General features: G+C 69.3%; 30 protein-coding genes. 17 read left to right on the plus strand and 13 right to left on the minus strand.

Going from position 1 to position 24,646, the window contains the following annotated elements:
- The first annotated feature begins 78 nt into the window (after window positions 1-78).
- From DMC64_RS04970 to DMC64_RS04985, 4 genes are all read left to right on the plus strand, one after another.
- The gene (locus tag DMC64_RS04970) at window positions 79-588 is read left to right on the plus strand and encodes a hemerythrin domain-containing protein (protein ID WP_037332496.1); all 510 of its coding nucleotides are present in this window, start codon (window positions 79-81) and stop codon (window positions 586-588) included.
- 67 nt (window positions 589-655) lie between these two features.
- A complete protein-coding gene (locus tag DMC64_RS04975; RefSeq protein ID WP_125732280.1) occupies window positions 656-1,138 on the plus strand; it encodes a VOC family protein in 483 nt (160 codons plus the stop codon).
- Window positions 1,139-1,277: 139 nt separating this feature from the next.
- Window positions 1,278-2,345, plus strand: a complete 1,068-nt coding sequence (locus DMC64_RS04980) for a reverse transcriptase family protein (protein ID WP_255432426.1) — start codon at window positions 1,278-1,280, stop codon at window positions 2,343-2,345.
- Between the two features lie 22 nt (window positions 2,346-2,367).
- Window positions 2,368-2,955 (plus strand): pentapeptide repeat-containing protein, encoded by a 588-nt coding sequence (locus DMC64_RS04985; RefSeq protein ID WP_037332493.1) that lies wholly within the window; start codon window positions 2,368-2,370, stop codon window positions 2,953-2,955.
- Window positions 2,956-3,033: 78 nt separating this feature from the next.
- On the opposite strand, the gene DMC64_RS04990 is transcribed toward DMC64_RS04985, so the two are convergent.
- Window positions 3,034-5,688, minus strand: coding sequence for a glycohydrolase toxin TNT-related protein (locus DMC64_RS04990; RefSeq protein ID WP_370323659.1), 2,655 nt, complete (start codon window positions 5,686-5,688; stop codon window positions 3,034-3,036).
- Window positions 5,689-5,806: 118 nt separating this feature from the next.
- On the opposite strand from DMC64_RS04990, the gene DMC64_RS04995 reads away from it, so the two are divergent.
- A complete protein-coding gene (locus DMC64_RS04995) occupies window positions 5,807-6,106 on the plus strand; it encodes a DUF3017 domain-containing protein (RefSeq protein WP_007032100.1) in 300 nt (99 codons plus the stop codon).
- 4 nt (window positions 6,107-6,110) lie between these two features.
- Here DMC64_RS04995 and DMC64_RS05000 read toward each other — a convergent pair whose 3' ends face one another.
- Complete coding sequence (locus tag DMC64_RS05000) at window positions 6,111-7,283, minus strand: MFS transporter (protein ID WP_125732282.1); 1,173 nt, start codon at window positions 7,281-7,283, stop codon at window positions 6,111-6,113.
- A 195-nt stretch (window positions 7,284-7,478) separates the two neighbouring features.
- Complete coding sequence (locus DMC64_RS05005) at window positions 7,479-7,793, minus strand: helix-turn-helix transcriptional regulator (protein ID WP_125732284.1); 315 nt, start codon at window positions 7,791-7,793, stop codon at window positions 7,479-7,481.
- A gap of 176 nt (window positions 7,794-7,969) precedes the next feature.
- Here DMC64_RS05005 and DMC64_RS05010 point away from each other — a divergent pair, with 176 nt between their 5' ends.
- Window positions 7,970-9,139 carry an MFS transporter gene (locus DMC64_RS05010; protein ID WP_125732286.1) on the plus strand — a complete coding sequence of 390 codons (1,170 nt, stop codon included), beginning with the start codon at window positions 7,970-7,972 and terminating at the stop codon, window positions 9,137-9,139.
- Window positions 9,140-9,142: 3 nt separating this feature from the next.
- Here the strand turns inward: DMC64_RS05010 and DMC64_RS05015 are convergent, their stop codons facing one another.
- The gene (locus DMC64_RS05015; protein WP_037332488.1) at window positions 9,143-9,331 is read right to left on the minus strand and encodes a DUF1918 domain-containing protein; all 189 of its coding nucleotides are present in this window, start codon (window positions 9,329-9,331) and stop codon (window positions 9,143-9,145) included.
- A 103-nt stretch (window positions 9,332-9,434) separates the two neighbouring features.
- Between DMC64_RS05015 and DMC64_RS05020 the strand changes: the two genes are divergently transcribed.
- From DMC64_RS05020 to DMC64_RS05035, 4 genes are read left to right on the plus strand one after another with little or no spacing between them, the layout of a single operon-like run.
- Window positions 9,435-9,953, plus strand: coding sequence for a TrmH family RNA methyltransferase (locus tag DMC64_RS05020; RefSeq protein ID WP_233629568.1), 519 nt, complete (start codon window positions 9,435-9,437; stop codon window positions 9,951-9,953).
- 22 nt (window positions 9,954-9,975) lie between these two features.
- Complete coding sequence (locus DMC64_RS05025) at window positions 9,976-10,620, plus strand: spermidine synthase (protein WP_125732288.1); 645 nt, start codon at window positions 9,976-9,978, stop codon at window positions 10,618-10,620.
- Entirely contained in the window at window positions 10,602-11,183 is a 582-nt protein-coding gene (locus DMC64_RS05030; protein WP_125732290.1) for a hypothetical protein, read from the plus strand. The genes DMC64_RS05025 and DMC64_RS05030 overlap by 19 nt, the downstream gene beginning before the upstream one ends.
- Before the next feature lie 7 nt (window positions 11,184-11,190).
- Window positions 11,191-11,757 carry a GNAT family N-acetyltransferase gene (locus tag DMC64_RS05035; RefSeq protein ID WP_125732292.1) on the plus strand — a complete coding sequence of 189 codons (567 nt, stop codon included), beginning with the start codon at window positions 11,191-11,193 and terminating at the stop codon, window positions 11,755-11,757.
- Here the strand turns inward: DMC64_RS05035 and DMC64_RS05040 are convergent, their stop codons facing one another.
- Complete coding sequence (locus DMC64_RS05040; RefSeq protein ID WP_016331228.1) at window positions 11,758-12,345, minus strand: HhH-GPD-type base excision DNA repair protein; 588 nt, start codon at window positions 12,343-12,345, stop codon at window positions 11,758-11,760. It lies immediately after the preceding gene.
- Between the two features lie 38 nt (window positions 12,346-12,383).
- Entirely contained in the window at window positions 12,384-13,262 is an 879-nt protein-coding gene (locus DMC64_RS05045; RefSeq protein ID WP_125732294.1) for a LysR family transcriptional regulator ArgP, read from the minus strand.
- Window positions 13,263-13,328: 66 nt separating this feature from the next.
- Between DMC64_RS05045 and DMC64_RS05050 the strand changes: the two genes are divergently transcribed.
- On the plus strand, window positions 13,329-13,943 hold the full coding sequence (locus DMC64_RS05050; RefSeq protein ID WP_125732296.1) for a LysE/ArgO family amino acid transporter: 615 nt from the start codon (window positions 13,329-13,331) through the stop codon (window positions 13,941-13,943).
- Here the strand turns inward: DMC64_RS05050 and DMC64_RS05055 are convergent, their stop codons facing one another.
- Both DMC64_RS05055 and DMC64_RS05060 read right to left on the minus strand, forming a co-directional pair.
- Window positions 13,944-14,768 (minus strand): aldo/keto reductase, encoded by an 825-nt coding sequence (locus DMC64_RS05055; RefSeq protein WP_125732298.1) that lies wholly within the window; start codon window positions 14,766-14,768, stop codon window positions 13,944-13,946.
- A 5-nt stretch (window positions 14,769-14,773) separates the two neighbouring features.
- Window positions 14,774-15,613, minus strand: a complete 840-nt coding sequence (locus DMC64_RS05060; protein ID WP_125732300.1) for an NAD-dependent epimerase/dehydratase family protein — start codon at window positions 15,611-15,613, stop codon at window positions 14,774-14,776.
- Between the two features lie 115 nt (window positions 15,614-15,728).
- Here DMC64_RS05060 and DMC64_RS05065 point away from each other — a divergent pair, with 115 nt between their 5' ends.
- Window positions 15,729-16,163, plus strand: a complete 435-nt coding sequence (locus DMC64_RS05065; RefSeq protein ID WP_199754882.1) for an Lrp/AsnC family transcriptional regulator — start codon at window positions 15,729-15,731, stop codon at window positions 16,161-16,163.
- Between the two features lie 108 nt (window positions 16,164-16,271).
- The gene (locus DMC64_RS05070; RefSeq protein ID WP_125732304.1) at window positions 16,272-17,126 is read left to right on the plus strand and encodes a triacylglycerol lipase; all 855 of its coding nucleotides are present in this window, start codon (window positions 16,272-16,274) and stop codon (window positions 17,124-17,126) included.
- 3 nt (window positions 17,127-17,129) lie between these two features.
- Here the strand turns inward: DMC64_RS05070 and DMC64_RS05075 are convergent, their stop codons facing one another.
- The 3 genes from DMC64_RS05075 to DMC64_RS05085 all read right to left on the minus strand — a co-directional run bounded on the left by DMC64_RS05075 (window position 17,130) and on the right by DMC64_RS05085 (window position 19,332).
- Window positions 17,130-18,125 carry a DUF2203 family protein gene (locus tag DMC64_RS05075; RefSeq protein ID WP_125732306.1) on the minus strand — a complete coding sequence of 332 codons (996 nt, stop codon included), beginning with the start codon at window positions 18,123-18,125 and terminating at the stop codon, window positions 17,130-17,132.
- Between the two features lie 21 nt (window positions 18,126-18,146).
- On the minus strand, window positions 18,147-18,740 hold the full coding sequence (locus DMC64_RS05080; RefSeq protein WP_125732308.1) for a hypothetical protein: 594 nt from the start codon (window positions 18,738-18,740) through the stop codon (window positions 18,147-18,149).
- 82 nt (window positions 18,741-18,822) lie between these two features.
- Window positions 18,823-19,332 (minus strand): hypothetical protein, encoded by a 510-nt coding sequence (locus DMC64_RS05085; protein ID WP_233629569.1) that lies wholly within the window; start codon window positions 19,330-19,332, stop codon window positions 18,823-18,825.
- Between the two features lie 246 nt (window positions 19,333-19,578).
- On the opposite strand from DMC64_RS05085, the gene DMC64_RS05090 reads away from it, so the two are divergent.
- Together DMC64_RS05090 and DMC64_RS05095 are read left to right on the plus strand one after the other, a co-directional pair.
- Window positions 19,579-20,802: an NADP-dependent isocitrate dehydrogenase gene (locus DMC64_RS05090; protein WP_037332460.1), complete on the plus strand. Its 1,224-nt coding sequence runs from the start codon at window positions 19,579-19,581 to the stop codon at window positions 20,800-20,802.
- A gap of 190 nt (window positions 20,803-20,992) precedes the next feature.
- Window positions 20,993-21,298 (plus strand): hypothetical protein, encoded by a 306-nt coding sequence (locus DMC64_RS05095; protein ID WP_081975676.1) that lies wholly within the window; start codon window positions 20,993-20,995, stop codon window positions 21,296-21,298.
- A 60-nt stretch (window positions 21,299-21,358) separates the two neighbouring features.
- Here the strand turns inward: DMC64_RS05095 and DMC64_RS05100 are convergent, their stop codons facing one another.
- Window positions 21,359-22,102, minus strand: coding sequence for an MBL fold metallo-hydrolase (locus DMC64_RS05100; protein WP_125732310.1), 744 nt, complete (start codon window positions 22,100-22,102; stop codon window positions 21,359-21,361).
- Window positions 22,103-22,147: 45 nt separating this feature from the next.
- Between DMC64_RS05100 and DMC64_RS05105 the strand changes: the two genes are divergently transcribed.
- Both DMC64_RS05105 and DMC64_RS05115 read left to right on the plus strand, forming a co-directional pair.
- The gene (locus tag DMC64_RS05105; protein WP_037332458.1) at window positions 22,148-22,954 is read left to right on the plus strand and encodes an exodeoxyribonuclease III; all 807 of its coding nucleotides are present in this window, start codon (window positions 22,148-22,150) and stop codon (window positions 22,952-22,954) included.
- A 329-nt stretch (window positions 22,955-23,283) separates the two neighbouring features.
- On the plus strand, window positions 23,284-24,138 hold the full coding sequence (locus tag DMC64_RS05115; protein WP_125732314.1) for a hypothetical protein: 855 nt from the start codon (window positions 23,284-23,286) through the stop codon (window positions 24,136-24,138).
- Here DMC64_RS05115 and DMC64_RS05120 read toward each other — a convergent pair.
- Entirely contained in the window at window positions 24,132-24,632 is a 501-nt protein-coding gene (locus DMC64_RS05120; RefSeq protein ID WP_125732316.1) for a cupin domain-containing protein, read from the minus strand. The two genes, DMC64_RS05115 and DMC64_RS05120, sit on opposite strands and share 7 nt — an antisense overlap.
- Between the last annotated feature and the right edge of the window lie 14 nt (window positions 24,633-24,646).

Raw genomic sequence — 24,646 nt, forward strand, 5'->3', positions numbered from 1 at the left:
GCTGAAGTTGCGCCAGCGTCGCAGTGCACCCGGCAAAGAGACCGTCGCGGGCATGGAGGCGCCGGACCATGGGAAATCATGGAAACCCCTTCTCGGACGAACGGCCGGTTGACGGCGTTCGGAAATCAACTCGTTCAGGTTCACAACTGGCTGCGTAAAGAGCTGGCCCTGCTGCACGACGACCTCGGGTCGGTCGCGGAGGGGCGTGCCGAGCGGCTGCGCGATCTCCGCGCGCATTGCCTGACCTTCTGCTCGGCGCTCACGAGGCATCACACCGGCGAGGACGGTGGCGCTTTCCTTGTGCTGGCGGACAAATTCCCCGAATTGCGGCCTTCGCTCGAAGAGCTCGCGCACGACCACGGGGTGATGACCGGGATCATCGAACGGCTCGAAGAGCTGGTCGCCGGTGTCGGCCCGGGGTCGAGTCAGGACGAGATCCTCGACGTCCAACGGGAACTGGACGGCCTCACGGCGATCATGGAGACGCATTTCCGCTACGAAGAGAAGCGGATCGTCGAGGTGCTCAACTCGCTGGACATGCCGGAGTGGCAGGAATCGCAGCCGCCTTTCCTGCTGAAGACGCATTAGGACACGATCTGTCCTATACGGGTTCTAGCGTTCTTCTCATCGCTTACGACGACTGAGGAGAACTCAGATGAGCAACCCGATTCCCGCCGGCTACCACTCGGTCACCCCGTGGATCATCTCGCGTGACACCGCGGGCGTGATCGACTTCCTCAAACGCGTCTTCGACGCCGAGCCGATCGGTGAACCGGTGTACGTCGAGGGCGGGAAGATCGGGCACGCGGAGGTCCGGATCGGCGACTCGGTCGTCATGTTGTTCGACGCGCAGGACGACTGGGTCGACACTCCGGCTTATCTGAGACTCTACGTCGAGGACAGCGTGGAGACGCAGCGCCGGGCCGTCGAGGCGGGCGCCGAAGAAGTGACGAGGCAGACCGAACTCTTCTTCGGCGACCGTGTCGGCCGGGTCCTCGACCCGTTCGGCAACCTGTGGTGGATCCAGACCCGGCTGGTCGATCTCGACTATCCGGAGATGGAGCGACGGATGAACGATCCGAAGTTCATCGAGGCCATGAACTACGTGGCGAGCTCGAAGATCATCCCCAGTCGCTGAAATCGGTAGGGTGGTGGCAGCGACGCGGAGGTGAGCCGGTGGATCACCACCCACTCCGGGGCAACCCCGGGGAGCACGAAGTCAGTGGGACAAGGCGCCCCGCGCGAGCGCGGCATGCTCCGCGTGCGAGTCCGCGCGGATGACAGGAGAAAGAGTCACCCCCGCGTCGCTCCTCGAACCCATGCCGGTCTGGCGATTCCCGGTGGCCCGCTGGACGACGTTCGACGAGTGCGCCGTCGGCCTCGACCTGACACCGGGCGAACTTTCGTGGTTCGCCGACGCGAAGGGCTGGAACAGGCGCGCCGCCGGGCCGGTCCGGCACTACACCTATCGCTGGATCCCGACCGCATCGGGCGGCGTGCGGCTCATCGAGCGGCCGAAACCGCGGCTCGCCGAACTGCAGCGCCGGATCGTGCGGCACGTCGTCGGCGCGCTGCCGGTGCACGAGGCCGCGCACGGGTTCCGGCGCGGGCGTTCGCCGCTGTCGTGTGCCGCGCCGCACGCGGGCCGGGAGACCGTGGTCAGGATGGACCTCGAAGGGTTCTTCCCGGCGGTGTCCGCGCGCCGGATTTCGGCGCTGCTCGCCCTCGCCGGCTACCCGCCCGCCGTGGCGGAGGCGCTGGCGGGTGTGCTCACCACCGCCGTTCCGCACGATGTCCTCGCCACCGTGCCCGGCGGGCGGCGGGATCCGGCGCGAACGCGGCTGTTGAGCAACCTGGCGGCCACGCATTTGCCGCAGGGCGCGCCATCCTCGCCCTCGGTCGCGAACGCGGTCACGCACCATCTGGACCGTCGGATCGACGGGCTCGCGCGAGTGCTGGGTGCGACGTACACGCGGTACGCCGACGATCTGGCGTTCTCGGGGAATTCCCTGCCGCTGCACCGGTTGCTGCCCGGTGTCCGGCGGATCGTGACCGACGAGGGTTTCCGGCTCCGGGACGACAAGACCTCGATCGCCGGCGCGCACCAGCGGCAACGGGTCGCGGGGCTGGTGGTCAACAGCGCGCCCGCCGCGACGCGTGCCGACTACGACGCCCTGCGTGCCCTGCTCCACAACTGCGTCCGGACCGGCCCGGAAGCGCAGAACCGGGGCGGGCATCCGGACTTCCGCGCCCATCTGCTCGGACGGATCGGCTGGATCGCCGCGTCTTCGCAGGCACGGGCCGCGAAGCTGCGCGCTATGTTCGGCAGGATCACCTGGGGGTGAGCGGGTATGCGATCCTGGACGGGTGATCGAGACTGCCGAGGACTACCGAGAAGCCGTCCTTTCCCGGCAATGGTGGGAAAAACGCAGTTTCGTCGGCTGTGATTTCACCGAAGCCGACCTGCGCGGGCTGCGTACCCAAGGCTGCACCTTCGACCAGTGCGACTTCACCAAGACGGACTTCGAGGGCTCGCGCCACGAGGCGTCGGCGTTCCGCTCGTGCACCTTCGACCGCACCGTACTGGCCGGCACGCGGTGGAGCTCCTGCTCGATGCTCGGATCGTCCTTTGTGGACTGCCGGTTCCAGAAGATCGCCTTCACCGAATGCGATCTTTCGCTGGTCTCGCTCAGCAAGGCTCGTTTGTCCAAAGTGGACTTAGGTGGCCTGCGGCTGCGCGAGGCGAACCTGCTGGACGCGGACCTGACCGGTGCCGATCTGCGCGGCGCGGATCTCACCGGTGCCCGGCTGGCGGGCGCGAAACTCGAGGGCGCGGACCTGCGCGGCGCGCGGCTCGACGCCAACGGCCTGGTGCAGGCGAACCTCTCCGGTGTCCACGTGGACACCGAGACCGCGATCGCCTACGCCGCCGCGCACGGCCTCGTCATCCACTGACCCCGGCCCCTGGATGTCATGAAAGGGTCGTTCCTGACGAAAAACGTCAGGAACGACCCTTTCATGACATTTGAGGGGCTAGTCGATCGGCGGTTCGCCCGGGTCCAGCTCGATGAGGTCGCCCTCGGCGAGCAACTCCTCGATCGACGCGGGCAGCAGGTACGCCGACCCGCCACCCGGCTGGTTGAACCACGGGATCGCGACACCGGCGAGGGCTTCGAGCGGACGCTGCACGCGGTACACGTGGTACGGCCGGTTCACCCACTCCGGCACGAGCGAGCGCTCCTCGAACGGCGTCCCGGCCGCGTAGGTCAGGTTGCCGTTCGGGCCGCCGAAACGGTCCAGTTCGCTGCCGGCGGGCAGCTCACGCAGCTCCTTGCCGCGGAACAGCGTCAGCGGCGGCTCGCCGTTGAGCGGCGAGATCGGCCAGTTCTGCTTGGCGTCGGGCGCCCCGGCGTTCGCCGCGACCGGCGGACGGGCCGGTTCCTCGCGCCGCATCGGCGGCGGAGGCGGCGGCGTCACCGGCGGCTCACGCCGCGGCGGCGCGGGCGGCGGGCTCGCCAGCACCGGGTTCGGCCGCGACGGGGGCGCGGGCGGGACCGGAGCTGGGGCGGGCTCGTCGTCCAAATCGTCCCCGAGCAGCTCCTCGGCCGTCGTGAACGCGGTCTGCTCCTGCGCCGGGATCGACTCCCGCGGCGGCACCGGATGCGAACCGGTCGCGATCTCGGGGGACAGCGTCGCCAGCACGGGAGGCGCCGGAGCGGGCTCCTCGACAGCAGGCGGCTCTTCGGCGGCGGGCGGCTCCTCGGGAGGCGGGGCGCCGTTCGGGTTCAGCAGGACCTTGCCGAGCATGAACGCGGCCGCGTCCTCGGCGTCGCCGAACACCGCCGGATTGGTCAGCTTCCCGTCGTACCAGCCGACCCGCCAGCCGCCGCCGTCGACCTGCTCGACGCTCCAGCCGTGCTCGGCAGGGCCGCCGATGCGGTAGACGTCTTCGGGCACGTCGAGTTCGTCGAACCTGGCCTGCAGCTCGTTCAGCACCGGCACGGGGTGCTCGGCGCGGCGCGGCTGTGCTTCCTCGCGTCGCGGCTCGGGCTCCGGCACGGGGGTGGTAGCAAAGGTCCCCCGCTCCTGCGGTGGGGCGTCGACCTGCGTGACCTCGGAATCCGACGGCGGCGGTGCCACGTTCGGCTCCGCGTCGTGCGTCAGGAGAGGCAGCTCAGGACCGGCGTCGGCCTGCTCGACCGGGGTGTAGCCGGCGGTCGTCTCCTCCTCCGGAGGTGCGTACGGCTGCTCTTCCTCCTGCCGGGCGTACGCGTCCTGCTCCTCCTCGTGAGGAGGCTGCTCGTAGGCATCGGCCTGCGGAGCCCGCGCGTACGTGGTCGCCTCCGGGTCGGCGATCCGCGGTTCCGGCTCGGGCTCGGTGTCCTGCCGGGCCTCGTCGGTGTAGGCGTCCTGTTCGGACGTGTACGGGTCTTCGTAGCCCTCTTCGTACTGCTGCTCGGCGGCGGCCTCGTGGAAGTCCTGCGCCTGGTAGTCCCGGGTGTCGTAGTCGTCTTCGTACCGCTGGGCCTGCTCGGCCTGATCCGGGACGGCCGACTCGGCGGCGGGGACGGCCGCCGCCGCGGCGACCGGTGCCGCGGCCGCGGCGGCCGCCACGGCCGGATCCGGGCCCTGCTGGTGCGGCGGCGGAACGGGCGGCTGAGCGGGCGGCTGGTTCGGCCCCGGACCACCGGGACCGGGCTGTCCGGGAGCGCCCGGGCCTGCCTGCGGCGAAGGCGCCGGGCCATTCTGCGGCGGGCCCTGCGGAGGCGGTCCCGCGGGCACGCCGTTGGGTCCCCCGGGGCCGGGGCGCTGCTGCGGGGGCTGGCTCCCCCGGGTGAGGTACCCCGCGGCGGCCTGCAGCGTCGGCGCGTCGACCTCGGGCAGCGTGAAGTCGTTCTGCCGGACGTGGTCGATCAGGTCGAGCTCCGGCGAAACGCCGTACTCGCGCAGGTAGAAGTTGACGGCGGCGGGCCAGATCCACTGCCCGTCGCTGTGGAAGGCGACCGGGACGGTGGCCTCGGGCGTCTGGGCGAGCCTGTCGATGTCGTAGCCGCGCTCGGTGACCACCAGCGGCGCGTGGTCGAGGTATTCGAGCAGCCGGTCCTGCTCCTCGATCTCCAGGTCGGGCCGGTTGATCACCGGACGCCCGGCCGGGCCGATGGTGTCGAAGATGCGGGCGATGCGGAAATGCGGTCCGGGCTGCTCGGGGCCGAGGCCGGACATACGCCGGATCAGCCATTCGGGCACGTTCTCCTCGGAGCGGGGGAACATGCGCAGTTCGTCGGAGAGCGCCTGCGGAGGCGGCGCGAGGCGCCACTGGGGCTCGTCGCGGTTGTACTCGAGGTTGTAGCTGGACGGGTGGTCGAGCTGGTAACGGGCGTTGAACCAGGTGCCGCGGCCGTCGCGGTACATCCCGGCACGGAGCCTGCCGAACAGCGTCGCGATGTCGTGCGTCGCGACCCACTCGTGCGAGGTGCCGTCCTCGGTGATGATCTCGCCGGTCATCTCGTGGTACCTGCCGACGGCTCGGTACTCGGCGGTCACCTTCCGCCAATCACGCGGAGCGGCCCGCAGCAGGGCGAGGCCGATCTGTTTGACCAGGGTGTCCTGCTCGGTCGCGTTCAACTGAGTCGTCGGTTGTGCCACGGTCACATTTTGACCGTATCCGCGCTCCTGTGCACCCCGCATGTGGGTTTTGCCGCTATTGACTCCCCCGGAAGACGCCCTGACCTGGTGCCCGATCACTCACCCGGGATACTGACGGGGTGAACCGATTTGCCGGCGAGACCCCGAAGGACGAGGACTGATGGCGGTGGCCGGACAGCGGCGTGACCGTGGGGCACTGCTCCATCACCTGCCGTTTCTGCTGGTGATGCTGGTGGTGGCGGTCGCCGCCCTGCGGATCGGCCAGTACCACTGGCGGCAGGGCGCCGCGCTGATCGGCGGCGCGTTGCTGCTCGCCGGCCTGCTCCGGGCGGCGCTGCCCGAAGCGAAGGCCGGGTTGCTGGCGATCAGGGGCAAGCCGGTCGACGTCCTGACCTACGGCGCGCTGTCGGTGTTGATCCTCTTCATCGCGTTCACGATCACCGGCGGGCCCCTGTCCTAAGAGGTCAGGACGCCATCGCGGGCGCCAGGCGTGCTTCGCGGCGGTCCATGCCGCCGGACACGACGGCCAGCGAGAGCCCCAGGACGGCCAGCGACGCACCGACCCAGTTCGGCGCGACCAGGCCGAAGCCGCCCGCGATCACCAGACCGCCCAGGTAGGCGCCGATCGAGTTCGCGATGTTGAACGCCGACTGCACGGCCGCGGAGACCAGCGACGGCGTCCCGCCCGCCTTCTCCATGATCCGCGCCTGCATCATCGGGCCGATCATGAACCCGGCGAGGCCGACGAAGAAGATCGTCACCGCCGCGCCGACCTTGCCGTTCGCGGTGAAGGTGAAGATCGCCAGCACCGTGGCCAGGCCCAACAGCGAGACGTAGAGGCTCGGCATCAGCGCCTTGTCGGCGAGCCTGCCGCCGAGGATGTTGCCGATCGTCATGCCGACCCCGGCCAGCGAGAGCAGCAGGGTGACGTTCGACGGCGAGTAGCCGGTGACGTCGGTCAGCATCGGCGCGATGTAGGACAGGCAGGCGAACACGCCGCCGAGGCCGAAGGTGACGATCGCGAGGGCGAGCCACACCTGCGGACGGCGGAAGGCGCCGAGTTCGCCGCGCAGCGACGGCTCGGCCGGTTTGCCCTGGTGGGGGACCAGTTTCGCGATCGCGGCCATGGCGATCAGGCCGATCACGGCGACGACGCCGAAGGTCGCGCGCCAGCCGACCTTCTGGCCGAGCAAGGTGCCCAGCGGCACGCCGACGACGTTGGCCAGGGTCAGGCCCAGGAACATCATCGAGACGGCCTTCGCGCGTTCGCCCGGCTTGGCCAGGCTGGACGCGACGACCGCTCCGGCGCCGAAGAACGCGCCGTGCGGCAGGCCGGCGAGGAAGCGGAACGCGACACCGAACTCCTGGTTCGGCGAGAGCGCGAAGAGGGTGTTGCCGAGCGTGAACAGCCCCATCATCGCCAGCAACATCGTCTTGCGTGGCAGCCGGACGGCGGCGGCGGTGAGCAGCGGAGCGCCGACCACGACGCCGAGGGCGTAGCCGGAGATGAGGTAACCGGCGGACGGGATCGACACGCCGAAATCGGCGGCGGCTTCGGGCAGCACGCCCATCATGACGAATTCGGTGGTCCCGATGCCGAAGGCACCGATGGCGAGCGCGAGCAGCGCGACGGGCACGGCTCTCCCTTCGAGGGTCGTACGTGAGTAAACGATTACTCGCCCAGCGTCGCGGATGGGGAGCTGAATCGATTTAGGTCTCGGGCACAAAAGAAGACAGCGCGTGCGGCCCCAGCGTCGACGAGCTGTCCTGCGTCCAGTTCAACGGATCGAGGGGGCGTTTGTCATCCCGGTTTCGGGTGAGGCTGACCACCCTCAGCGGCGGGCGGCGAGCACGCCCTGGAGCAGCCCCGGGAAGAGCTCGTCGAGATCGTTGCGACGCAAGGAGTTGTAGCGGGCGGTGCCCTGCTGGCGGCCCATGATGATGCCCGCTTCGCGCAGTGTGCGCAGGTGATGGGTGAGTGTGGACTTGGTCACGGCGACGTCGAAACCGCTGCACGAGATCTCGGAGCCGGCGTCGGCCAGCTGGCGGACCATGTCGAGCCGGACCGGGTCCGCGAGCGCGGCGAGGACCGCCTCGATCCGGATCTCGTCCCGATCGGGATAGACGTACTGCTGCGTCGCGGTCATCCGTCCATAGTACGACGCCCCTCGAACTTCCCGCGTATCCGTAGTACGGTCGCCATCGAACTACGACAACCATCGAACAACGACCCCGTGTCGCCTTTCGCGGGCTGACCGCGATCCGGCGCCGACCTGCGTTTAGCGGGCAAAACGCGATCCGCGGGGTCTGGAGCTGGGGAGTCATGACTTTCGCACCACCCAGGACCGCGGTGCTGGCGCTCGGCACCTTCGCGGTCGGCACCAGCGGCTACGTCGTCGCCGGGCTGCTGCCGGCGCTGACCGGCGAGCTCGCCGTCTCCGAGACGGCCGCCGCCCAGTTGGTCACCGCCTTCGCCATCGCGTACGCGGTCGGTTCGCCACTGTTCGCCGCGGTCACCGGCCGTTGGGAGCGCCGCACGCTCCTGGTCGCCGCGCTCGTCGTCACGGCCATCGGCAACGCGCTCGCCGCCCTCGCGCCCGGCTACGTGACCCTGCTGCTCGCGCGGGTCATCACCGCGATCGGCGCGGCGGTCTTCACCCCGGCCGCGAGCGCCGTCGCCGCCGAACTCACCGCGCCGGAACGCCGGGGCCGCGCGGTCGCGCTCGTCTTCGGCGGGCTCACCGTCGCGACGATCCTGGGCGTCCCGCTCGGCAGCGTCCTTTCGCAGAGCGTCGGCTACCAGGCCGTCTTCGCGCTCGTCGCGGCCTTCTCGCTTCTCGGCGCCTTCGCCGTCCGGCTGGTCCTGCCCGCCGTCCCGGCGCCGCCCCCGGTCCGGCTGGCCGAACGGTTCACCGTCGCCAAGGACCCGCGCGTGCTCGCCATGCTCGGCGCGACCGTGCTCGGCTGCCTCGCCGCGTTCTCCGTCTACACCTTCATCTCGCCGGTCCTGTCGGCCACCGCGGGTATCCACGGCACGACGGTCAGCCTGCTGCTGTTCGTCTACGGCGCGGGCGGCGCGCTCGGCAACGTCCTCGGCGGCCGCGCCACCGACCGCTGGGGCGCCAGGGGACCACTGCTGATCGTGTTCGGCGGGATCACCGTGGTGCTCGCGATGCTGCCGCTGGTGGCGACCACCGTCGCGGGCGCGGCCGTCGTCCTCTTCCTCTGGGGGCTGGCCACCTGGTCGGTCAACCCGCCGATCCAGCACCGGCTGATCGAGCTGTCCAAGCAGAACGCCGGGCTCGTGCTCTCGCTCAACGCGTCCGCGATCTACCTCGGCGTCGGCCTCTCCGGCCTGGTCGGGGGAGCGGTGCTCAGCGGCGGCGGGCCGCTCCTGCTGCCCGAGATCGCGGCGGTGCTGACCGCGCTCGGCGCGGCCGTGGTCGTGGCAGGCTGGCGGAGCCGCGTGAAGCAACCCGCCATGGCCGAGTGACGGCTACTCGGCGCGCGTCTGGACTTCGCAGTCGGGGCCGGGGAAGACCAGCCCTTCGTGTCCGTCCGCGAACCGGACGAGATACGGCGGGGCACCGTGTTCGCCGCGTACCTCGAGGATCTCGCCGCGTTGTTCGGCCGAACCCACCGTGCGTCCGTGCACGTGGATCTCGTCTCCGACGGTCGCCTGCATGAGAATCACCTCCGACGTTTCAAGGTTAGGAGCGTCGGAGGTGATCCCGCTACAGTGTCGGCATGATCCTCGAAATCCTTGGAGGCGCGACGCCTCACGCCCGGTGAGCCCGTCGATCCGGGTCCGCACGCCTTCGGAGCTGCGTGCGGCCAGAAGAAGGAAATCCCATTCCTGCTGGGGGCATCTCGTCGCGGCACCGCTGTGGCCGCTGCACGGCGCGAACCTCGGCACCCTGTTGCGGACCTGCGACGCCGTGGGCGCTTGCCTTGCCGTACCGAGGTTTCCCTGGGTGCCGGAGGCGCTGCGCCGCGGGAACACGTTGCGGCGTCCGGCTTGTGTGCACTGGGTGCACGATCCACCCGGCTGGCTGGCGCGGGAGAAGGTGGCGGGCACGGCGATCGTCGGCGTCGAACTCGCCGACGAAGCCGTGCGCCTCGCCGATCTCCCGCCCGCGCGAGGGCGGACGATCGCCGTGCTCGGCCATGAGCAGCAGGGGATTCCGCCGGAAGCGCTGGACCTTCTCGACACCGTCGTCGAAATCCCGATGGTGGGCACCGGCGCCAGCCTCAACGTGGCCGTCGCGGGCAGTCTGGTGTTGTACAAATTGGCGGGCTTGCTGTGACCGTCGCCGATAGGCTGCCCGGATGACCGACGTACTCGACAAGGTGGCCGGGAAGAGCGGCGAACTGGTGCTCCGCCGGGCGGGCGGCGATTTCGAGGTCATCGCCAACGGCGTCTTCCTGATGGACACCCGTAACGGTGAATCCGAACGGTTGCTCGTCTCGGTGGCCGCGGATCTGGTGCCGGGCAAGGCGCGGATGCTGATCGGCGGCCTCGGGGTCGGCTATTCGCTGCGCGCCGCGCTGGATCACCCCGGTGTCGGCGAGGTCGTGGTCGTCGAGCGCGAGCCCGCCGTGATCGGCTGGAACCGCGAGGGTCCCCTCAAGGACGTCCACGACGACGCCCTGTCCGACGAACGGGTCACCGTGGTCGAGGCCGATCTGGTGAAATGGTTGCGCCGGACGGAAGAGCGGTTCGACGCGCTGTGTCTCGACATCGACAACGGTCCTGAGTGGACGGTCACCGACGGCAACGCGAAGCTGTATTCCGGCGCCGGTCTCGACATGCTCACCGCGCGGTTGCGGCCGGGTGGCGTGCTCGCGGTGTGGAGCGCCGAGTCGGTCCCGTCGTTCGCGAAACGGCTGCGGGCGCGGTTCGGTGAGGTGCGGGAGCTGACGATCCCAGTACCGCAAGGAGAACCGGACGTGCTGTGGTTCGCGCGGGTGTAGCCGACGCCGCGCGCGTCAACGCGCGTTGGTGCGACGTGGTGTGCCGGACGGGCACCTTCACCGCCCGCGTCTGGAAGTCGCCGATCCGGACGCCACCGCTGTACCCCGACGCGGTGACCCTGGCTCCCGACGCGACGGTCGCGGAGGTACTGGACGGGATCGACACTTCGCCTGGCTGCGCGGTGAAGGACAGCTTCGCCTGCCTGGATCTCGCGCGCGAAGGTTTCGAGGTGCTCTTCGAGGCGACGTGGATCGCGCGGACGGCCGACGTGCCGCTCGAACCGGGCTGGACCCGGGTCGACGACCAGTACGACGATCCGTCCGTCGCCGTGTGGTCGAACGGAGTCGCCGGGGTGACGGCCAATCGTGACGGCGGCTTCGCCGGACTGTCCAATTTGTACACTCAAGGCGACCTGGACGAGGCTTGGCGCGGCGCGACGTCGGCCGTCGCGGCGAGCTTCCCCGGCTTGCCGATCACCGGCTACGAACGCGGCGAAGATCTCGACGCCGCCCTTCGCGACGGCTACACGGCGCTGGGGCCGCTGCGGGTCTGGCTGAAATGATCGCCGCATGGAGATCACGACCTGGCACCTCGAACAGACCTCGCCGGACGACTTGAGCGCGGCGAAGCCGCCCGCGGTCCCGGTGACGGTCACCCGCGCCGAGCTGGCCAGCCCGGAGCTGAACCGCTACCTCTACACCGCGGTCGGCGGCGACTGGTTCTGGATCGACCGGCTCGGCTGGTCGTGGGATCAGTGGATCGAGTGGCTGGACAGACCGGGCGTCGAGACCTGGGTGGCGTACGCGCAGGGGACGCCGTGCGGCTACTTCGAGCTCGACGGCACTGTCGAGGGCGAAGTCGAACTCGCGTACTTCGGCCTGATGTCGTCCTTCGTCGGCAAGGGCCTCGGAGGACATCTGCTGACCGTCGCGCTGCGGGAGGCGTGGACGCTCGCGGAGCGCTGGCCGGGCAAGACGCCGGCGCGCCGCGTCACGGTCCACACCTGCACCACCGATGGCCCGGCCGCGCTCAAGAACTACCAGGCACGCGGGTTCCGGCTGTTCCGCACCGAGGTCGAGCAGGCCGAACTGCCCGCCGAGACGCCGGGGCCGTGGCCGGGAGCCGGGAAGAAGTAGCTACTTCGCCGGAGCCTTGGCTGCCGCCTTCGCCGCCTTCTTGAACGCGCGCACCTCGCCGAGGGTCTTCGCGTCGACGACGTCGGCGATCGAACGCCGTGAGCCGCGGTCGCCGTACGCGCCCGCGGCGGCGCGCCAGCCCTTGGGCTGCACGCCGAGCTGCTTGCCGAGCAGCGCGAGGAAGATCGCGGCCTTCTGGTCGCCGTAGCCGGGCAGCGCCTTGAGCCGCTTGAGGACTTCGGGGCCGTCCGGTTTGGGCCGTCCGGCGGTCCAGATCCCGGCCGCGTCGCCGTCGTAGACCTCGACGACGTGCTGGGCGAGATCCTTCACCCGGCGCGCCATCGAGCCGCCGTAGCGGTGGATCGCGGGCGGGACCACGCACAGTTCGACGAAGGTCTCGGTGTCCATCGCGTGGATCTTCTTGATGTCGAAACCGTCCATCCGGTCCGCGATCTTCTGCGGGCCGCGGAACGCGTGTTCCATCGGGAACTGCTGGTCGAGGAGCATCCCGACGAGCAGCGCGAACGGGTCTTCGGTGAGCAGCCGGTCCGCTTCCTCGTCCCCGACCAGGTGCAATGCGCGCGTCATGCGCCCAGGATCTCACGACCGGCCCGGTGCGCGCGTCCTCATCCGTGTGGGTCCACCAGCAGGTCCGCGGCCGCCGTGGTGACGGCGTCCGACACCGCAGCCAGCGCGGGGGAGTCGAGTTTCCACTGTTGCCAGAACAGCGGTACGTCGATCGGGTGATCCGGGTCCAGGCAGGCGAAGGTGCCGTCGCGCAGGCGGTCGCCGATCTGCGCGAGCGGCACCATGCCCCAGCCCATGCCGGCCGCGACGGCGTCGAAGAACCCTTCGGACGACGGTACGTAGTGCCGCAGCGAACTCGCGATCGTGCCGCGCTCGCGCGCGAAGCGGTCCTGAAGGTCGTCACGGCGGTCGAAGACGACGACGGGTGCTTCGGCGAGGTCGAGGTCCGTGCCGAGCTCCGGGCTCACGACGGCCAGGTAGCGCATGTGCCCGAGCCGGTGCACCGAACACCCCGCGACCGGATCGGGTGACGACGTTACGGCGGCCATCACCAGACCCTCCCGCAGCAGGGTCGTGGTGTGGTCCTGGTCCTCGCGATGCAGTTCGAAGCAGATCTTCTGCTCGGGCGGCACCCGTGTGAGCGCGGGCAGGAACCAGGTCGCCAGCGAATCCGCGTTCACCGCGATCGGCAGCCGGACCGGTTCGTCGCCGGCGGTCAGGCCGAGTTCGGCCCGGGTGTCGGCCTCCAGCAGGGCCATCTGACGGCCGAACCGCACCACCGCCTGCCCGGATTCGGTCAGCCGCACCGGTTTCGTGCGGATCAGCAGGACGAGGCCGGTGCGCTGTTCGAGCGCCTTGACGCGCTGGCTGATCGCCGACGGCGTCACGTGCAGTGCCGATGCCGCCGCGTCGAACGTCCCTTCGTCGGCGACCACCAGCAGCGTGCGGACCAGGTCGAGGGGCAGATCTCTCATCACGAACGCTAATCTTACGTAAGAATCTTTAGCTGTACTGTTGACGATCGGCTTCCTAGCCTGGTCCGTATGGGAGACGTTCTGTTCAGCCTGGGTGCCGGATTCGGCGCCACCATGGCCCTCATCGTCGCGATCGGCGCCCAGAACGCTTTCGTGCTGCGCCAGGGCATCCGCCGCGAGGCGGTGCTCGTGGTGGTGCTGATCTGCATCTTCTCGGACGCCATCCTGGTCAGTCTCGGCGTCGGCGGGGTCGGCGCGCTGGTGGGGACGTCACCCGAAGCGCTGACCGTCGTCGCGCTGATCGGCGGCGCCTTCCTGCTTTGCTACGGCGCTCTCGCGGCCCGCCGCGCGTTCAAACCGGCCGCGCTGGAGACCGGCGGCCCGGAGACCGGCGGATCGCTGCGCCGCATCGTGCTGACCACGCTGGCGATCACGTGGCTGAACCCGCACGTCTACCTCGACACCCTCCTCCTGCTCGGCGCGATCGCGGCCGGGCACGGCAGCGACCGATGGGCGTTCGGGGTCGGTGCCGTGTCGGCCAGCGTGCTCTGGTTCGTCGCGCTCGGTTTCGGCGCGCGGCTGCTCAGCGGGTTCTTCCGCAAACCGTCGTCGTGGCGGGTGCTGGACGGCCTGGTCGCCGCGACGATGATCGGCCTGGGCGTGGCGCTGGTGGCCGGCGCCTGATCACGGCAGGCGGGCCAGCTCTTCGGCGGTGAGCACGAGATCGGCCGCGGCCGCCGAATCGCGGATCGTGGCGGGCCTCGTCGAGCCGGGGATCGCGATCATCGACGGCGATTTCGCGAGCAGCCAGGCCAGGCACACCCGCTGGGGGCTGACGCCGCGTTCCCCCGCCACGGCACGGAATTCCGCATCGATCCCGCGGAGCGGGCCCCACGGCAGATACGCGAGCCCGAGTTCGGTGCACAGTGCCAGTTCCGGTTCGTGCACCAGCTGCGCGGGCGCGTGCTCGTTCTGCACCGAAACCAGTGCCTCGCCGAGGATCTCCCGTGCTTCGAGGATCTGTGCCCGGGACACGTTGGAGATCCCGGCGAGCCGGATCTTGCCTTCGTCGGCCAGTTCCTTGATCGCGCCGACGGACTCCGCCCACGGCACGTTCTCGTCGGGCTTGTGCAGCTGGTAGAGCCCGATCGCGTCGACGCCGAGCCGTTTCAGCGAGCCCTCGCAGGCCGCCTTGAGATGCGCGGGAGTCCCGGTGACGGTCCATGAGCCGTCACCGGGACGGCCACGGCCGCCCTTGGTCGCGACGAGCACCGCGTCCGCTCCACTGTGGACGGACAGCGCGGCGGCGATCAGCTCCTCGTTGTGGCCGATCTCGTCCGCGTGCCAGTGGTAGGAGTCGGCCGTGTCGATCAGCGTGACCCCGGCGTCGAGCGCGGCGTGGATGGTGGCGATCGCGCGGTCGCGATCCGGTCGGCCTTCGATCGACAGCGGCATCGCGCCAAGGCCGATCGCGCTCACTTCGACGTCTCCGATGCTGCGGTAACGCATGGGGGTCAAGCCTTTCTGAGTTCTTCGACGGCTTCGCCGAGCCAGTCGGTGGTGGTGGAGAAGGAGAAGCCGAGGCCGGTCGCGCGCGAGGTGTCCAAGACGGCGTAGCGGTCGAAGGAGAACGGCGAAGCGTCCTGCTCGACGACCCGGAACTCCGGCTCCGCGCTGATGGCGGCGGCGAGATCGAGCACCGACAGTTCGCCGTGCGAGCCGGCGTTGACCGGACCGGTGAAGTCCGCGAGCGTGGCCCAGGTCAGGAAGTCCGCGATTTCACGCGCGTGAATGAACGTCGAAGGGCGCGGATCCGCGTGGATGTCCACGGCGTCCCCGGCGTCCAGCCGTTCGACGTAATGCCGCAGCCGCCCGGTGAAGTCTTCGCCACCGAGGACGTGCGCGACGCGTACCGGGACGAACGGTGTGTCTCCCGTCGAGAAGACCGCTTCGGCCTGCCGTTTGCCTTCGCCGTACTCGTACTCGGAAAGCCCGAGATCGACGGTCGCCGGGGTGACCAGCGATTCGGCCATCGGGGTCTCCGTCCGCACCTGGTCGTAGACCTCGATCGTGGACGTCATCACGTAGCGGTCCGCGCGCAGGACGCGGCGCGCGATCTCCGCCTGGACCGGCGTGTAGCAGACCTGGTCGAGCACGACGTCGAACGAACGGGAACCCACCGCGGCCTTGAGCCCGGCTTCGTCGTCGCGGTCGGCGATCAACTGCGCGACGCCGGACGGCGCGGGGGTGGAGCCGCGGTTGAGGACGGTGACGTCCAGCCCGGCATCGCGCAGCCGCTCGACCACCCCGCGGCCGAAGTACCGGCTTCCGCCGAGAACGAGCACTTTCTTCATGCGTACCAGTGTTACGGTGGTGATCCTGGTGCTTGAAGGGGAAAACATGGGTGAAACGACGGAATCGCAGAAAGATTCTCGGTCGAATCGAGGATCCACTGAAAGCTCACTGGACGTGATCGATCGACGACTTCTCGAACTCCTCCAGGAGGAAGGCCGCATCACCCTGAGTGAACTCGGGCGCCGTGTCTCGCTGAGCCCCGCGGCCGTCGGCGAACGCGTCAAACGCCTCGAAGCCGACGGCGCGATCACCGGCTACGCGGCACTCGTTTCGCCGTCCGGGCTCGGTCTCGGGCTGCGGGCGTTCGTGCGGATGGCGCCGCACAGCGGGTTCACCGTCCGGCATCCGCGGACGCGGAAGATCATGGACCGCCCCGAAATCCTCGAACTGCACCATGTGGTGGGCGAGGACTGCTGGATCCTGAAGATCGCCGTGCGGGACACGGGCCACCTGGAAGAACTGCTGGAGGACCTGTCCGCGCTCGGCGCCACGACGACGTCGATCGTCATGTCCAGCCCGATCGAAAGGCGCGTGTTGCTGCCCTTGTGATCCGTCACAAGAGACGCCGCGTAAGTCTGGTCGTTCTCCCGGTTCCGCTCGTCGATTTGTGACGCATGATGACTCGCATCACATACTGACGAGTAACCGGAGGCAGGGATGCGGGCTCGGATCCTCACCACGCTTGTCGCGGCCTTGACGTTCACGATCGCCGTCCCGGCGGCGGCGAGCGCGGCGCCGTCGAGCGGTTGGAACGACTGGTCGTGCCGGCCGAGCGCGAGTCATCCCGAGCCTGTCGTGCTGGTGCACGGCCTCGGCGGCAACGCGACGACCAACTGGTTCTACCACGCGCCGAAGCTCAAGGACGCCGGTTACTGCGTCTATTCGCTGACCTACGGATCGACCGTCCTGGGTGGGCAGTTGTTCGGCGGGCTCGCCTCGATGCGGAAGAGCGCGGTCGAACTCGGCGCGTTCGTCGACCGTGTACGCACGAGCACCGGCGCGGACAAGGTCGACATCGTCGGGCATTCCGAGGGGACGACGATGCCCGCGTACTACCTCAAATTCGAGGGAGGCGCGGAGAAGGTGAAGCATTTCGTCGGCTTCGGCTCGAACTTCAAGGGCACCTCGCTCAACGGGTTCTCCGAGCTGGCGAAGGCCGTGCTGTCGCTGCCCGGGATCGACCTGCTCGCCGACGGTGTCTGCGGGGCGTGTCGTGAATACCTCGCGCCATCGGCGTTTCTCGACGACCTCGCCCGCGGTGGGGTGAGCGTGCCCGGGCCGACGTACACGAGCATCGTGAGCCGGCACGATCGAGTGGTCACGCCGTACACCAGCGGCGTGCTCGGCGAGCCTGGCACGACCGACATCGTGTTGCAGGACCATTGCGGCGTGGACGTTTCCGGGCATCTCAGCCAGGCGATCGACCCGAACGTGACGGGCCTGATCCTCAAGGCGCTCGACCCGGAGAACGCGCCCGCGCCGAGGTGTGTGCCGTTCTTCGCGCCGCTGTAAGCCTCAGGGCCTGGTCGCGTGCACGACGAACACCGACCGGACCCGATCGTCGGACTCGACGTCGAGCCGCTTCACGGTCACCTCGGTGAAGCCGGCTTCGGTGGCCAGTTCCGCCGCGTCGTCCTCGGTTTCCGGCAGCTTCAGGTCGGCGGGGACGATCGCGGCGAACGCCTCCGACGGCCGGAACGCCGACGCGATCGGCAGGCTGAAGCCGACGCGTCCGCCCGGGCGCAGCGCACGCAGCCAGTCGCGCAGGGCGGCCGCGCCGAGGAAATGCAGCGAGGACGCGCACAGCACGGCGTCCGCGCCCTCGTCCTCCACCGGTGACGGGACCGCGGAGGCGACCTGCCAGGTGATGCGCTTGCCGGGATCGTGCGTCGCCGCCTTCGCCTCGGCCTGGGCGATCATGCCCGGCGAGATGTCGATCGCCAGCACTTCGCCCGGCTCCAGGCGCAGCGCGGCGAACGCGGCCACCCCGGTCCCGGTCGCGACGTCGAGAACACGCTCGGGCGCGGTGCTGCCGAGACCGTCGACGAGCGCGTCGGCGACGAGGCCGTGGAAAGTGTCTTCGTCGTAGTGCGCGGCGATGCCGTCGAACAGCCCGGCCGCGATCTCCTCGCTCACGACCGAGACCCTATCCGGGAGGCGGCGCCGCCCGGCGAAACCCAGGTCGACGCGGTGATACCAGCACAGCTCCGGGTCGCCTTCGAGCCAGCAGAGCAGGACGTCGACGCCGTCGAGTTCGGCGGGGAAGTCGACCAGGAGCGGGGCGAACCCCTTCAGCTCCGCCCCCGTCCGCTGGACGGTGGTCATCAGGTCGTCCAGCCGGGCCTGCGCGGCCTTCCACTCCGGCATCCCGCCGAGCGAGGTCTCCCGGCCGCCCGGGCGCAGGGAAGCGGCGAGCTCGGCCGCGTCGGCGCGGAGACGGACGAGCTCGTCGAGCACCGGGCGTAGCCGGGCGAGCTCGGCGCGGGCTTCGGGAACGGTGAACAGACCCATGCGCCGATGGTCCCAGCCCGCTCAGCGGCGCCTCCGGCCGAGTCTCGACGCGAGGCCCGCGCCGATCAGGAGGAAACCGGTCGCGAGCAGGCCGCCGATGAACAGCCAGCTCGTGACGCCGTAGGTGACGTCGTTCTGCGGCAACAGTTTCACCAGCCGGAAGCCCCATTCGGGCACGGCGATGGTGGCCACGCCGGGGGCGACGCCCCAGACGAGGCCGCCGAGGATCGGGCCGGTCGCCGAGAGCGCGCCGAGCAGCCCGACGGCGAGCAGGAGGATCCCGCCGCCCACGAGCAGGCCGATGCTGAAGACGTCACGCTGGGTGCTGAGCGTCGCCTGGACGAGCATCTGCTGCCGCAGCCCGCCCCAGGCCAGCAGGCCGAGGGCGACCGGCGTCAGGATCAGGCCACCCGCCCCGCTGAGAACGCGCCGCACACCTCGGCCGGCGCGCGGGTCTTCGGCGCCCAGGTCGTCGTCGAACGGCTCGTACGGTTCGTACGACTCGACGTCTTCGTACGGCCTCCGGGGGTCTCGCGGGTTTTCGGGTTGCTCGTACTCGCCGTACTCCTGGTAGTCCTCGTCGTCGTACTCCGCGACGTACCGGTGCGATGACATGGGCGGGTCACCTCCCTGACCCGGACTACGGACGCCGGCCCCCTTCGGTTCACTTTGATCTCCGCGGAGCGCGTTTAGCCCGCTAAACGCGATTTGAACGACGGCGCGAGAGGGTGCCCACCAGACCCGCCCCGATCAACAGGAAACCGCTCCCGACCAGCGCGCCCATCACCAGCCAGGTCACCAGGCCGACACCGAGGCCGCTGCCGCCGGCGTCGTAGATGACGCTCATGACGTCGCGCGGGCTCAGGAGGAACCCCACGCCCGGCAGTACACCCCACACCAGCCCGCCCAGCGCCGGACCGAGTCCGGACAACGCCCCGAGGAACGCCACACCGAGCAGGAGCAGGCCGCCCAGGAACAGGAGGATGATGCCGAGCGGGTCCTCGCTGATGGACAGGGAGCGCGAGAAACCCCGCTGGACCAGCGTGCCGCCGTAGATGGTCACGCCGAGCGCGACCGGCGTGAGCAGGAAACCGCCGAGCCCGCTGATCACCCGGGGCACCGCCCGGCTGCTTTGCCTAGGCTGGAGGTAAGGCTCCGGCGTCGCCGGCTGCCCGTGCGGTGGCACGGCGTAGGGGTCGGTGGTCATGAGGTCCGCCTTTCCGGTGGCCGACGTGCCGATTGTCGGGTTCGGTTCGATGATGGCGCGGTCGCCGACGTTCCCGTGACGGCCGGATGGCCGTCGTACGACCGGGTGACGTCGGACACATCAGCCTCGTGGAGACTTGATACCGACCACTACTGGAACCATCCAGGACCGTTAAGCAGTACGCTTGTACCGCTACCGGAGACTGAAGAAGAAACGCGAAGATCCGCGGAAGGAGCACCGCTGCTCATGGCCAAGATCAAGGTCCAGGGCACCGTCGTCGAGCTCGACGGTGATGAGATGACCCGCATCATTTGGCAGTTCATCAAGGACAGGCTGATCCACCCGTACCTGGACGTGAACCTGGAGTACTACGACCTGGGCATCGAGGAGCGGGACCGCACCGACGACCAGATCACCGTCGACTCCGCCAACGCGATCAAGAAGCACGGCGTCGGCGTCAAGTGCGCCACGATCACGCCGGACGAGGCGCGCGTCGAAGAGTTCGGCCTGAAGAAGATGTGGCTCTCGCCCAACGGGACGATCCGCAACATCCTCGGCGGCGTGATCTTCCGCGAGCCGATCGTCATCCAGAACATCCCGCGCCTGGTACCGGGCTGGACCAAGCCGATCATCATCGGCCGTCACGCGCACGGTGACCAGTACAAGGCGACCAACTTCAAGGTCCCCGGCCCGGGCACGCTGACCATGACCTACACCCCGGCCGACGGTTCCGAGCCGATGGAGTTCCAGGTCGCGCAGTACCCCGAGGGCGGCGGCGTCGCCATGGGGATGTTCAACTTCCGCAAGTCCATCGAGGACTTCGCGCGTGCCTCGCTGCAGTACGGCCTCGACCGCGAGTACCCGGTCTACATGTCGACCAAGAACACCATCCTGAAGGCCTACGACGGCATGTTCAAGGACGTGTTCGAGGAGATCTACCAGGCCGAGTTCAAGGCCGACTTCGACGCCAAGGGCATCACCTACGAGCACCGCCTGATCGACGACATGGTCGCCGCGGCGATGAAGTGGGAGGGCGGCTACGTCTGGGCCTGCAAGAACTACGACGGTGACGTGCAGTCCGACACGGTCGCGCAGGGCTTCGGCTCGCTGGGCCTGATGACCTCGGTGCTGCGCACCCCGGACGGCAAGACCGTCGAGGCCGAGGCCGCGCACGGCACGGTGACCCGGCACTACCGCCAGCACCAGCAGGGCAAGCCGACCTCGACGAACCCGATCGCGTCCATCTTCGCGTGGACCCGTGGCCTCGAGCACCGCGGCAAGCTGGACTCGAACCCGGAGCTGATCGGCTTCGCGAACAAGCTGGAGCAGGTCGTCATCGAGACCGTCGAGAGCGGCAAGATGACCAAGGACCTCGCGCTGCTGATCAGCAAGGACCAGCCGTTCCAGACCACCGAGGAGTTCCTCGCGACGCTGGACGCCAACCTGGCCAAGAAGATCGCCCAGGCCTGAGTCCCGTAACCGCTTGAAGGCCCCCTTCCCTCGCGGAAGGGGGCCTTTTCGCGTTGTGACGGTGGGTAGCCCGTGTCCGGCCGGGTTGGCGCCTCCGGGTGGTAGGCGATCCGGGATCTGGGCGGCCGCCCCGGCTTCTGCCACTCTGGACCGGACAGAAAACGATTCCCTTGTTCGAGGAGTGACCATCATGGCCATCTCGAAACCGGTCTTGTTCATCGGCGGTGGACTGGCGCTGATCGTCGTCGTCGCCATCTCGGGACAGGACAGGGAGTCGAGCGCGTCGAGCCCGACCGGTTGCCAGGTCGTGGTGACGGCGGACGTGCTCAACGCGCGCGACGCCCCCGGTGGGCAGAAGATCGTCGGCAAGTACGTCAAGGACGCGAAGATCGACGCGCAGCCGGTGGTCGAGAACGGCTTCCGCAAGATCGCCGAGGGCAAATGGGTTTCGGCCGAGTTCGCGCCGCCGGTCCAAGGTTCGAAATGTGGCCCGTGACCTGCGGCTTCGCGTTTAGCCCGCGAAAGGCGACGTGGGCGTTGACCTGCGGCTTCGCGATTAGCCCGCGAAACGCAGGTGGGCGCCTTCCGCGGCCGCCAGGACCTCGCCGCTGAACTCCTGCCGCGCTTCGGCCACCGAGATCCCGCGGTCGGAGCCGGGCCAGAAGTGGGTGAGCAGCAACCGCCGGGCACCTCCGCGCTCGGCCCAGTACCCGGCCTCGCCCGCCGTCGACACCAGGCGTGGCGTCTCGTCGGGGGAGGGGCCCTGGAGCGTGGCGTCGGCGATGAGCAGGTCGGCGTCGCGCGCCAGCTCCGCGAGGATCGGACTGGGCCCGCTGTCGCCGGTGTAGGCGACGGTCAAGCCGGGCGCGGTCAGCCGCACCCCGTAGTTCGGCACGTGGTGCGGCAGCAGGAACGTCGTCATCCGGAACGGCCCGACGTCGCGCGGCGGGCCGAGTTCGTGCACGTCGAAGATCGTCGTGGGATGCGGGCGCGCTTCCATCGCTTCGAGCCGTCGCACCGTGCCGGGCGTGCAGTGCAGCGGGATCCGCGGCTCGTCCGGCAGCCCGTAGGCGCGGGCGCGGCCGAGCGCGCTCACGTCGGCGCAGTGATCGGGATGCTCGTGCGTCACCACCACCGCGTCGACCCGGCCTTCGGGGCAGTGCTCGAACAGCCGTGACGCGGCGCCGTAGCCGAGGTCGAGCACCACCTTGAAGCCCCCGTGGACCAGGAGGAAGCCGGCGCAGGCCCGGCCGGGTTCCGGCCAGGCGCCGCAGCTGCCCAGCACGGTCAGCTCGCTCATGCGCGCAGTCTCCCAGTGCCGTTTCTGTCGGACCCCCCAGGTAGCGTGCGAAGGGTGCTGACCGTCTCCACTGTGAATGTCAACGGCCTCCGTGCCGCCGCGAAAAAGGGCTTCGTCGAGTGGCTGGGCTCGACGAAGGCGGACGTCGTCGCCTGCCAGGAGGTCCGGGCCGAGCTCAAGGAGCTCCCGGCCGGTGCCGCCGCGCCCGAAGGCTGGCACGTGGTGCACGCGCCGTCCGTGCAGAAGGGGCGCAACGGCGTCATGCTCTTCAGCCGGGCGGAGCCGGAAGAGGTCCGCATCGGTTTCGGCGAGCCCGAATTCGAGGACAGCGGCCGCTACGCCGAGATCCACCTGCCGAACGTCGTCGTCGCGAGCCTGTACCTGCCCAGCGGCGATGTCGGGACACCGCGCCAGGACGAGAAGGAGCGCTTCATGGCGGCGTTCCTGCCATACCTCGTCGACCTGCGCGCCAAGGCCGAGGCCGGTGGCCGCGAGGTCGTCGTCGTGGGCGACTGGAACATCGCGTACGACAAGATCGACCTGAAGAACTGGCGCGGGAACCAGAAGAGCTCGGGCTTCCTGCCGGAGGAGCGGGAGTGGCTCGGCCGCGTGTTCAGCGAGGCCGGCTACGTCGACGTGCAGCGCAAGCTCGATCCGGAAGGTCCCGGCCCGTACACGTGGTGGTCGTACCGCGGGAAGGCGTTCGACAACGACACGGGCTGGCGCATCGACTGCCAGATCGCCACTCCCGGCCTGGCCGAGCGGTGCACCTCCGTCGTGGTCGAGCGCGCCGAGACCTACGACCAGCGCTGGTCCGACCACGCGCCGGTGACGGCGACGTACGGCATCTGAGCGCTGGGTCCCGGAGGTCGTGACTTCCGGGATCCGGTCAAAAGCGTGAGATCGAGGAGCTTGCCGAGCACACTCAGTGCACCGCCTCGATCTGTTCGGCTCGGTTGTGAGTGACAGGTTCGACCTGCGATCCAGTGATGTCGACCTGCTCGTCGAGTTCTCGGCTTTCCGAATTGGACAGTGGACTCGCGGCGCAGGTGCCGGATCTCGGACGGGTCGTCGCCTTTGGCGGCATCCTCAGCCACGGTTACGCGACGGGTTGACGCTGCCTAGATCCGACAACGCGACGTACTCCGGATAACCTGCGCGCAGGAGATCCGGGGGTTGCGATGGAGACGAACGAAGCCAGGCGTATCGAGGCGACCAACGCCGAGCGCTACGCGATGTCCGGCCAGTACGGGTGGGAGTTCAGCCCGGACGCGCCGAACCTGCTGGAGCGCTGGACGGTCCTGCCGTTCAACCAGCGCGGCGACAAGCGGATGGCGTTCGGCGCGCTGAGCGGCGCGTACAACGGCCTTCGCTTCAGCGTCTTCGATTACCACCGCCGCCCGACGGTCACGAGCGTGCACACGCGGTGGACCAACAAGAAGGTCAACGAGCTCGACACGATCTCGATCGACACGGTCTGGGTCGTCACCCTTCCCGCGCCGATGCCGAACTTCCAGATCGTGTCGAGTATCGAGTCCGCCTGGGACGTCGATCAGTACCCGGAGCCCGCCACCGCGGACCGGAAGTTCAACCGCTGGTACAAGCTGATCGACACCGACCCGAACGTCGCGGTCGCCGTGCTGACGCCGCAGGTCGCCGCCACGATGCGGTCGTCGAAGCTGCACACCTGGTCGCTGGTGGGCGCGGAACTGGTCTACGTCGAGAATCCGACCTTCGGCCGGACCAAACCGGACGACGTGCTCTCCACGCTCGGGAGGCTCGCGCAGCTCGTGTCGCTGCTGCCGTTCCACCTCGGTGGGCAGCCCGCCGCGCCGCCTCCGCCGCAGCCTTACCATCCGCCGCAACAGCAGTATCCGCCGCAGAACCCCGGGTATCCGCCGCAGTACCCGCCCCCGCCGCAGTACGGTCAGCCACCGTATCCGCCGCAATATCCGGGACACCCGCCGCAGCACTATCCGCCACAGCAGTACCCGCCGCAGTACCCGCCGCCGGGATACCCGCCGCGCGGCTACTGACGGGGCTTCGCGCTCTCCGTCCACACTGGACTTTCGACGAAGTGGTTGTCGAACTTTTCCTGACTGTCCAAGAGATCCTGGACGGTCGCCTCGCCGTGCCCGACCTTCTCCAGTAGCCGGAAGTAGTCGAACCGTTCGACGCCGGGAATGAACACGATCAGGACGTCCGCCGCCGAGTCCACGGCCGCCCGGAACGCGTGTGTGGTCAGCGGCGGCACGACGAGCATGTCGCCCTCGGAAACGGTCACGATCTCTTCTCCCACAAGGACTTCCAGCTTTCCGCCGAGCATGAAGAACATCTCGGACGAGCCGGTGTGGTAGTGCGGCGCCGCGCCGTCGGCGCCGACGCCCAGCTGTGTTCTCGCGCTGCTCATGACTCCGCCTGTGGTCGAGACGTCGGCGAGCAGCGTGACGAGGGTGGGGGCCGCGCCGACGGTCTCGGCTTCGGCGGCGCGGACAAGGACGGGTTCGCGGGCTTCGATGCGCTGTGTCATGACCGAGATAGTTC

Source organism: Amycolatopsis sp. WAC 04197, assembly GCF_003947475.1.
Taxonomy (GTDB): Bacteria; Actinomycetota; Actinomycetes; order Mycobacteriales; family Pseudonocardiaceae; genus Amycolatopsis; species Amycolatopsis japonica.

Bases quoted from the DNA above. Each gene is read 5' to 3' on its own strand.
- DMC64_RS04970 (WP_037332496.1), top strand. From the start codon at position 79: ATGGAAACCCCTTCTCGGACGAACGGCCGGTTGACGGCGTTCGGAAAT.
- DMC64_RS04975 (WP_125732280.1), top strand. From the start codon at position 656: ATGAGCAACCCGATTCCCGCCGGCTACCACTCGGTCACCCCGTGGATC.
- DMC64_RS04980 (WP_255432426.1), top strand. From the start codon at position 1,278: ATGACAGGAGAAAGAGTCACCCCCGCGTCGCTCCTCGAACCCATGCCG.
- DMC64_RS04990 (WP_370323659.1), bottom strand. From the start codon at position 5,688: ATGCGGGGTGCACAGGAGCGCGGATACGGTCAAAATGTGACCGTGGCA.
- DMC64_RS04995 (WP_007032100.1), top strand. From the start codon at position 5,807: ATGGCGGTGGCCGGACAGCGGCGTGACCGTGGGGCACTGCTCCATCAC.
- DMC64_RS05005 (WP_125732284.1), bottom strand. From the start codon at position 7,793: ATGACCGCGACGCAGCAGTACGTCTATCCCGATCGGGACGAGATCCGG.
- DMC64_RS05010 (WP_125732286.1), top strand. From the start codon at position 7,970: ATGACTTTCGCACCACCCAGGACCGCGGTGCTGGCGCTCGGCACCTTC.
- DMC64_RS05015 (WP_037332488.1), bottom strand. From the start codon at position 9,331: ATGCAGGCGACCGTCGGAGACGAGATCCACGTGCACGGACGCACGGTG.
- DMC64_RS05025 (WP_125732288.1), top strand. From the start codon at position 9,976: ATGACCGACGTACTCGACAAGGTGGCCGGGAAGAGCGGCGAACTGGTG.
- DMC64_RS05035 (WP_125732292.1), top strand. From the start codon at position 11,191: ATGGAGATCACGACCTGGCACCTCGAACAGACCTCGCCGGACGACTTG.
- DMC64_RS05040 (WP_016331228.1), bottom strand. From the start codon at position 12,345: ATGACGCGCGCATTGCACCTGGTCGGGGACGAGGAAGCGGACCGGCTG.
- DMC64_RS05050 (WP_125732296.1), top strand. From the start codon at position 13,329: ATGGGAGACGTTCTGTTCAGCCTGGGTGCCGGATTCGGCGCCACCATG.
- DMC64_RS05055 (WP_125732298.1), bottom strand. From the start codon at position 14,768: ATGCGTTACCGCAGCATCGGAGACGTCGAAGTGAGCGCGATCGGCCTT.
- DMC64_RS05060 (WP_125732300.1), bottom strand. From the start codon at position 15,613: ATGAAGAAAGTGCTCGTTCTCGGCGGAAGCCGGTACTTCGGCCGCGGG.
- DMC64_RS05070 (WP_125732304.1), top strand. From the start codon at position 16,272: ATGCGGGCTCGGATCCTCACCACGCTTGTCGCGGCCTTGACGTTCACG.
- DMC64_RS05075 (WP_125732306.1), bottom strand. From the start codon at position 18,125: ATGGGTCTGTTCACCGTTCCCGAAGCCCGCGCCGAGCTCGCCCGGCTA.
- DMC64_RS05080 (WP_125732308.1), bottom strand. From the start codon at position 18,740: ATGTCATCGCACCGGTACGTCGCGGAGTACGACGACGAGGACTACCAG.
- DMC64_RS05085 (WP_233629569.1), bottom strand. From the start codon at position 19,332: ATGACCACCGACCCCTACGCCGTGCCACCGCACGGGCAGCCGGCGACG.
- DMC64_RS05090 (WP_037332460.1), top strand. From the start codon at position 19,579: ATGGCCAAGATCAAGGTCCAGGGCACCGTCGTCGAGCTCGACGGTGAT.
- DMC64_RS05095 (WP_081975676.1), top strand. From the start codon at position 20,993: ATGGCCATCTCGAAACCGGTCTTGTTCATCGGCGGTGGACTGGCGCTG.
- DMC64_RS05100 (WP_125732310.1), bottom strand. From the start codon at position 22,102: ATGAGCGAGCTGACCGTGCTGGGCAGCTGCGGCGCCTGGCCGGAACCC.
- DMC64_RS05115 (WP_125732314.1), top strand. From the start codon at position 23,284: ATGGAGACGAACGAAGCCAGGCGTATCGAGGCGACCAACGCCGAGCGC.
- DMC64_RS05120 (WP_125732316.1), bottom strand. From the start codon at position 24,632: ATGACACAGCGCATCGAAGCCCGCGAACCCGTCCTTGTCCGCGCCGCC.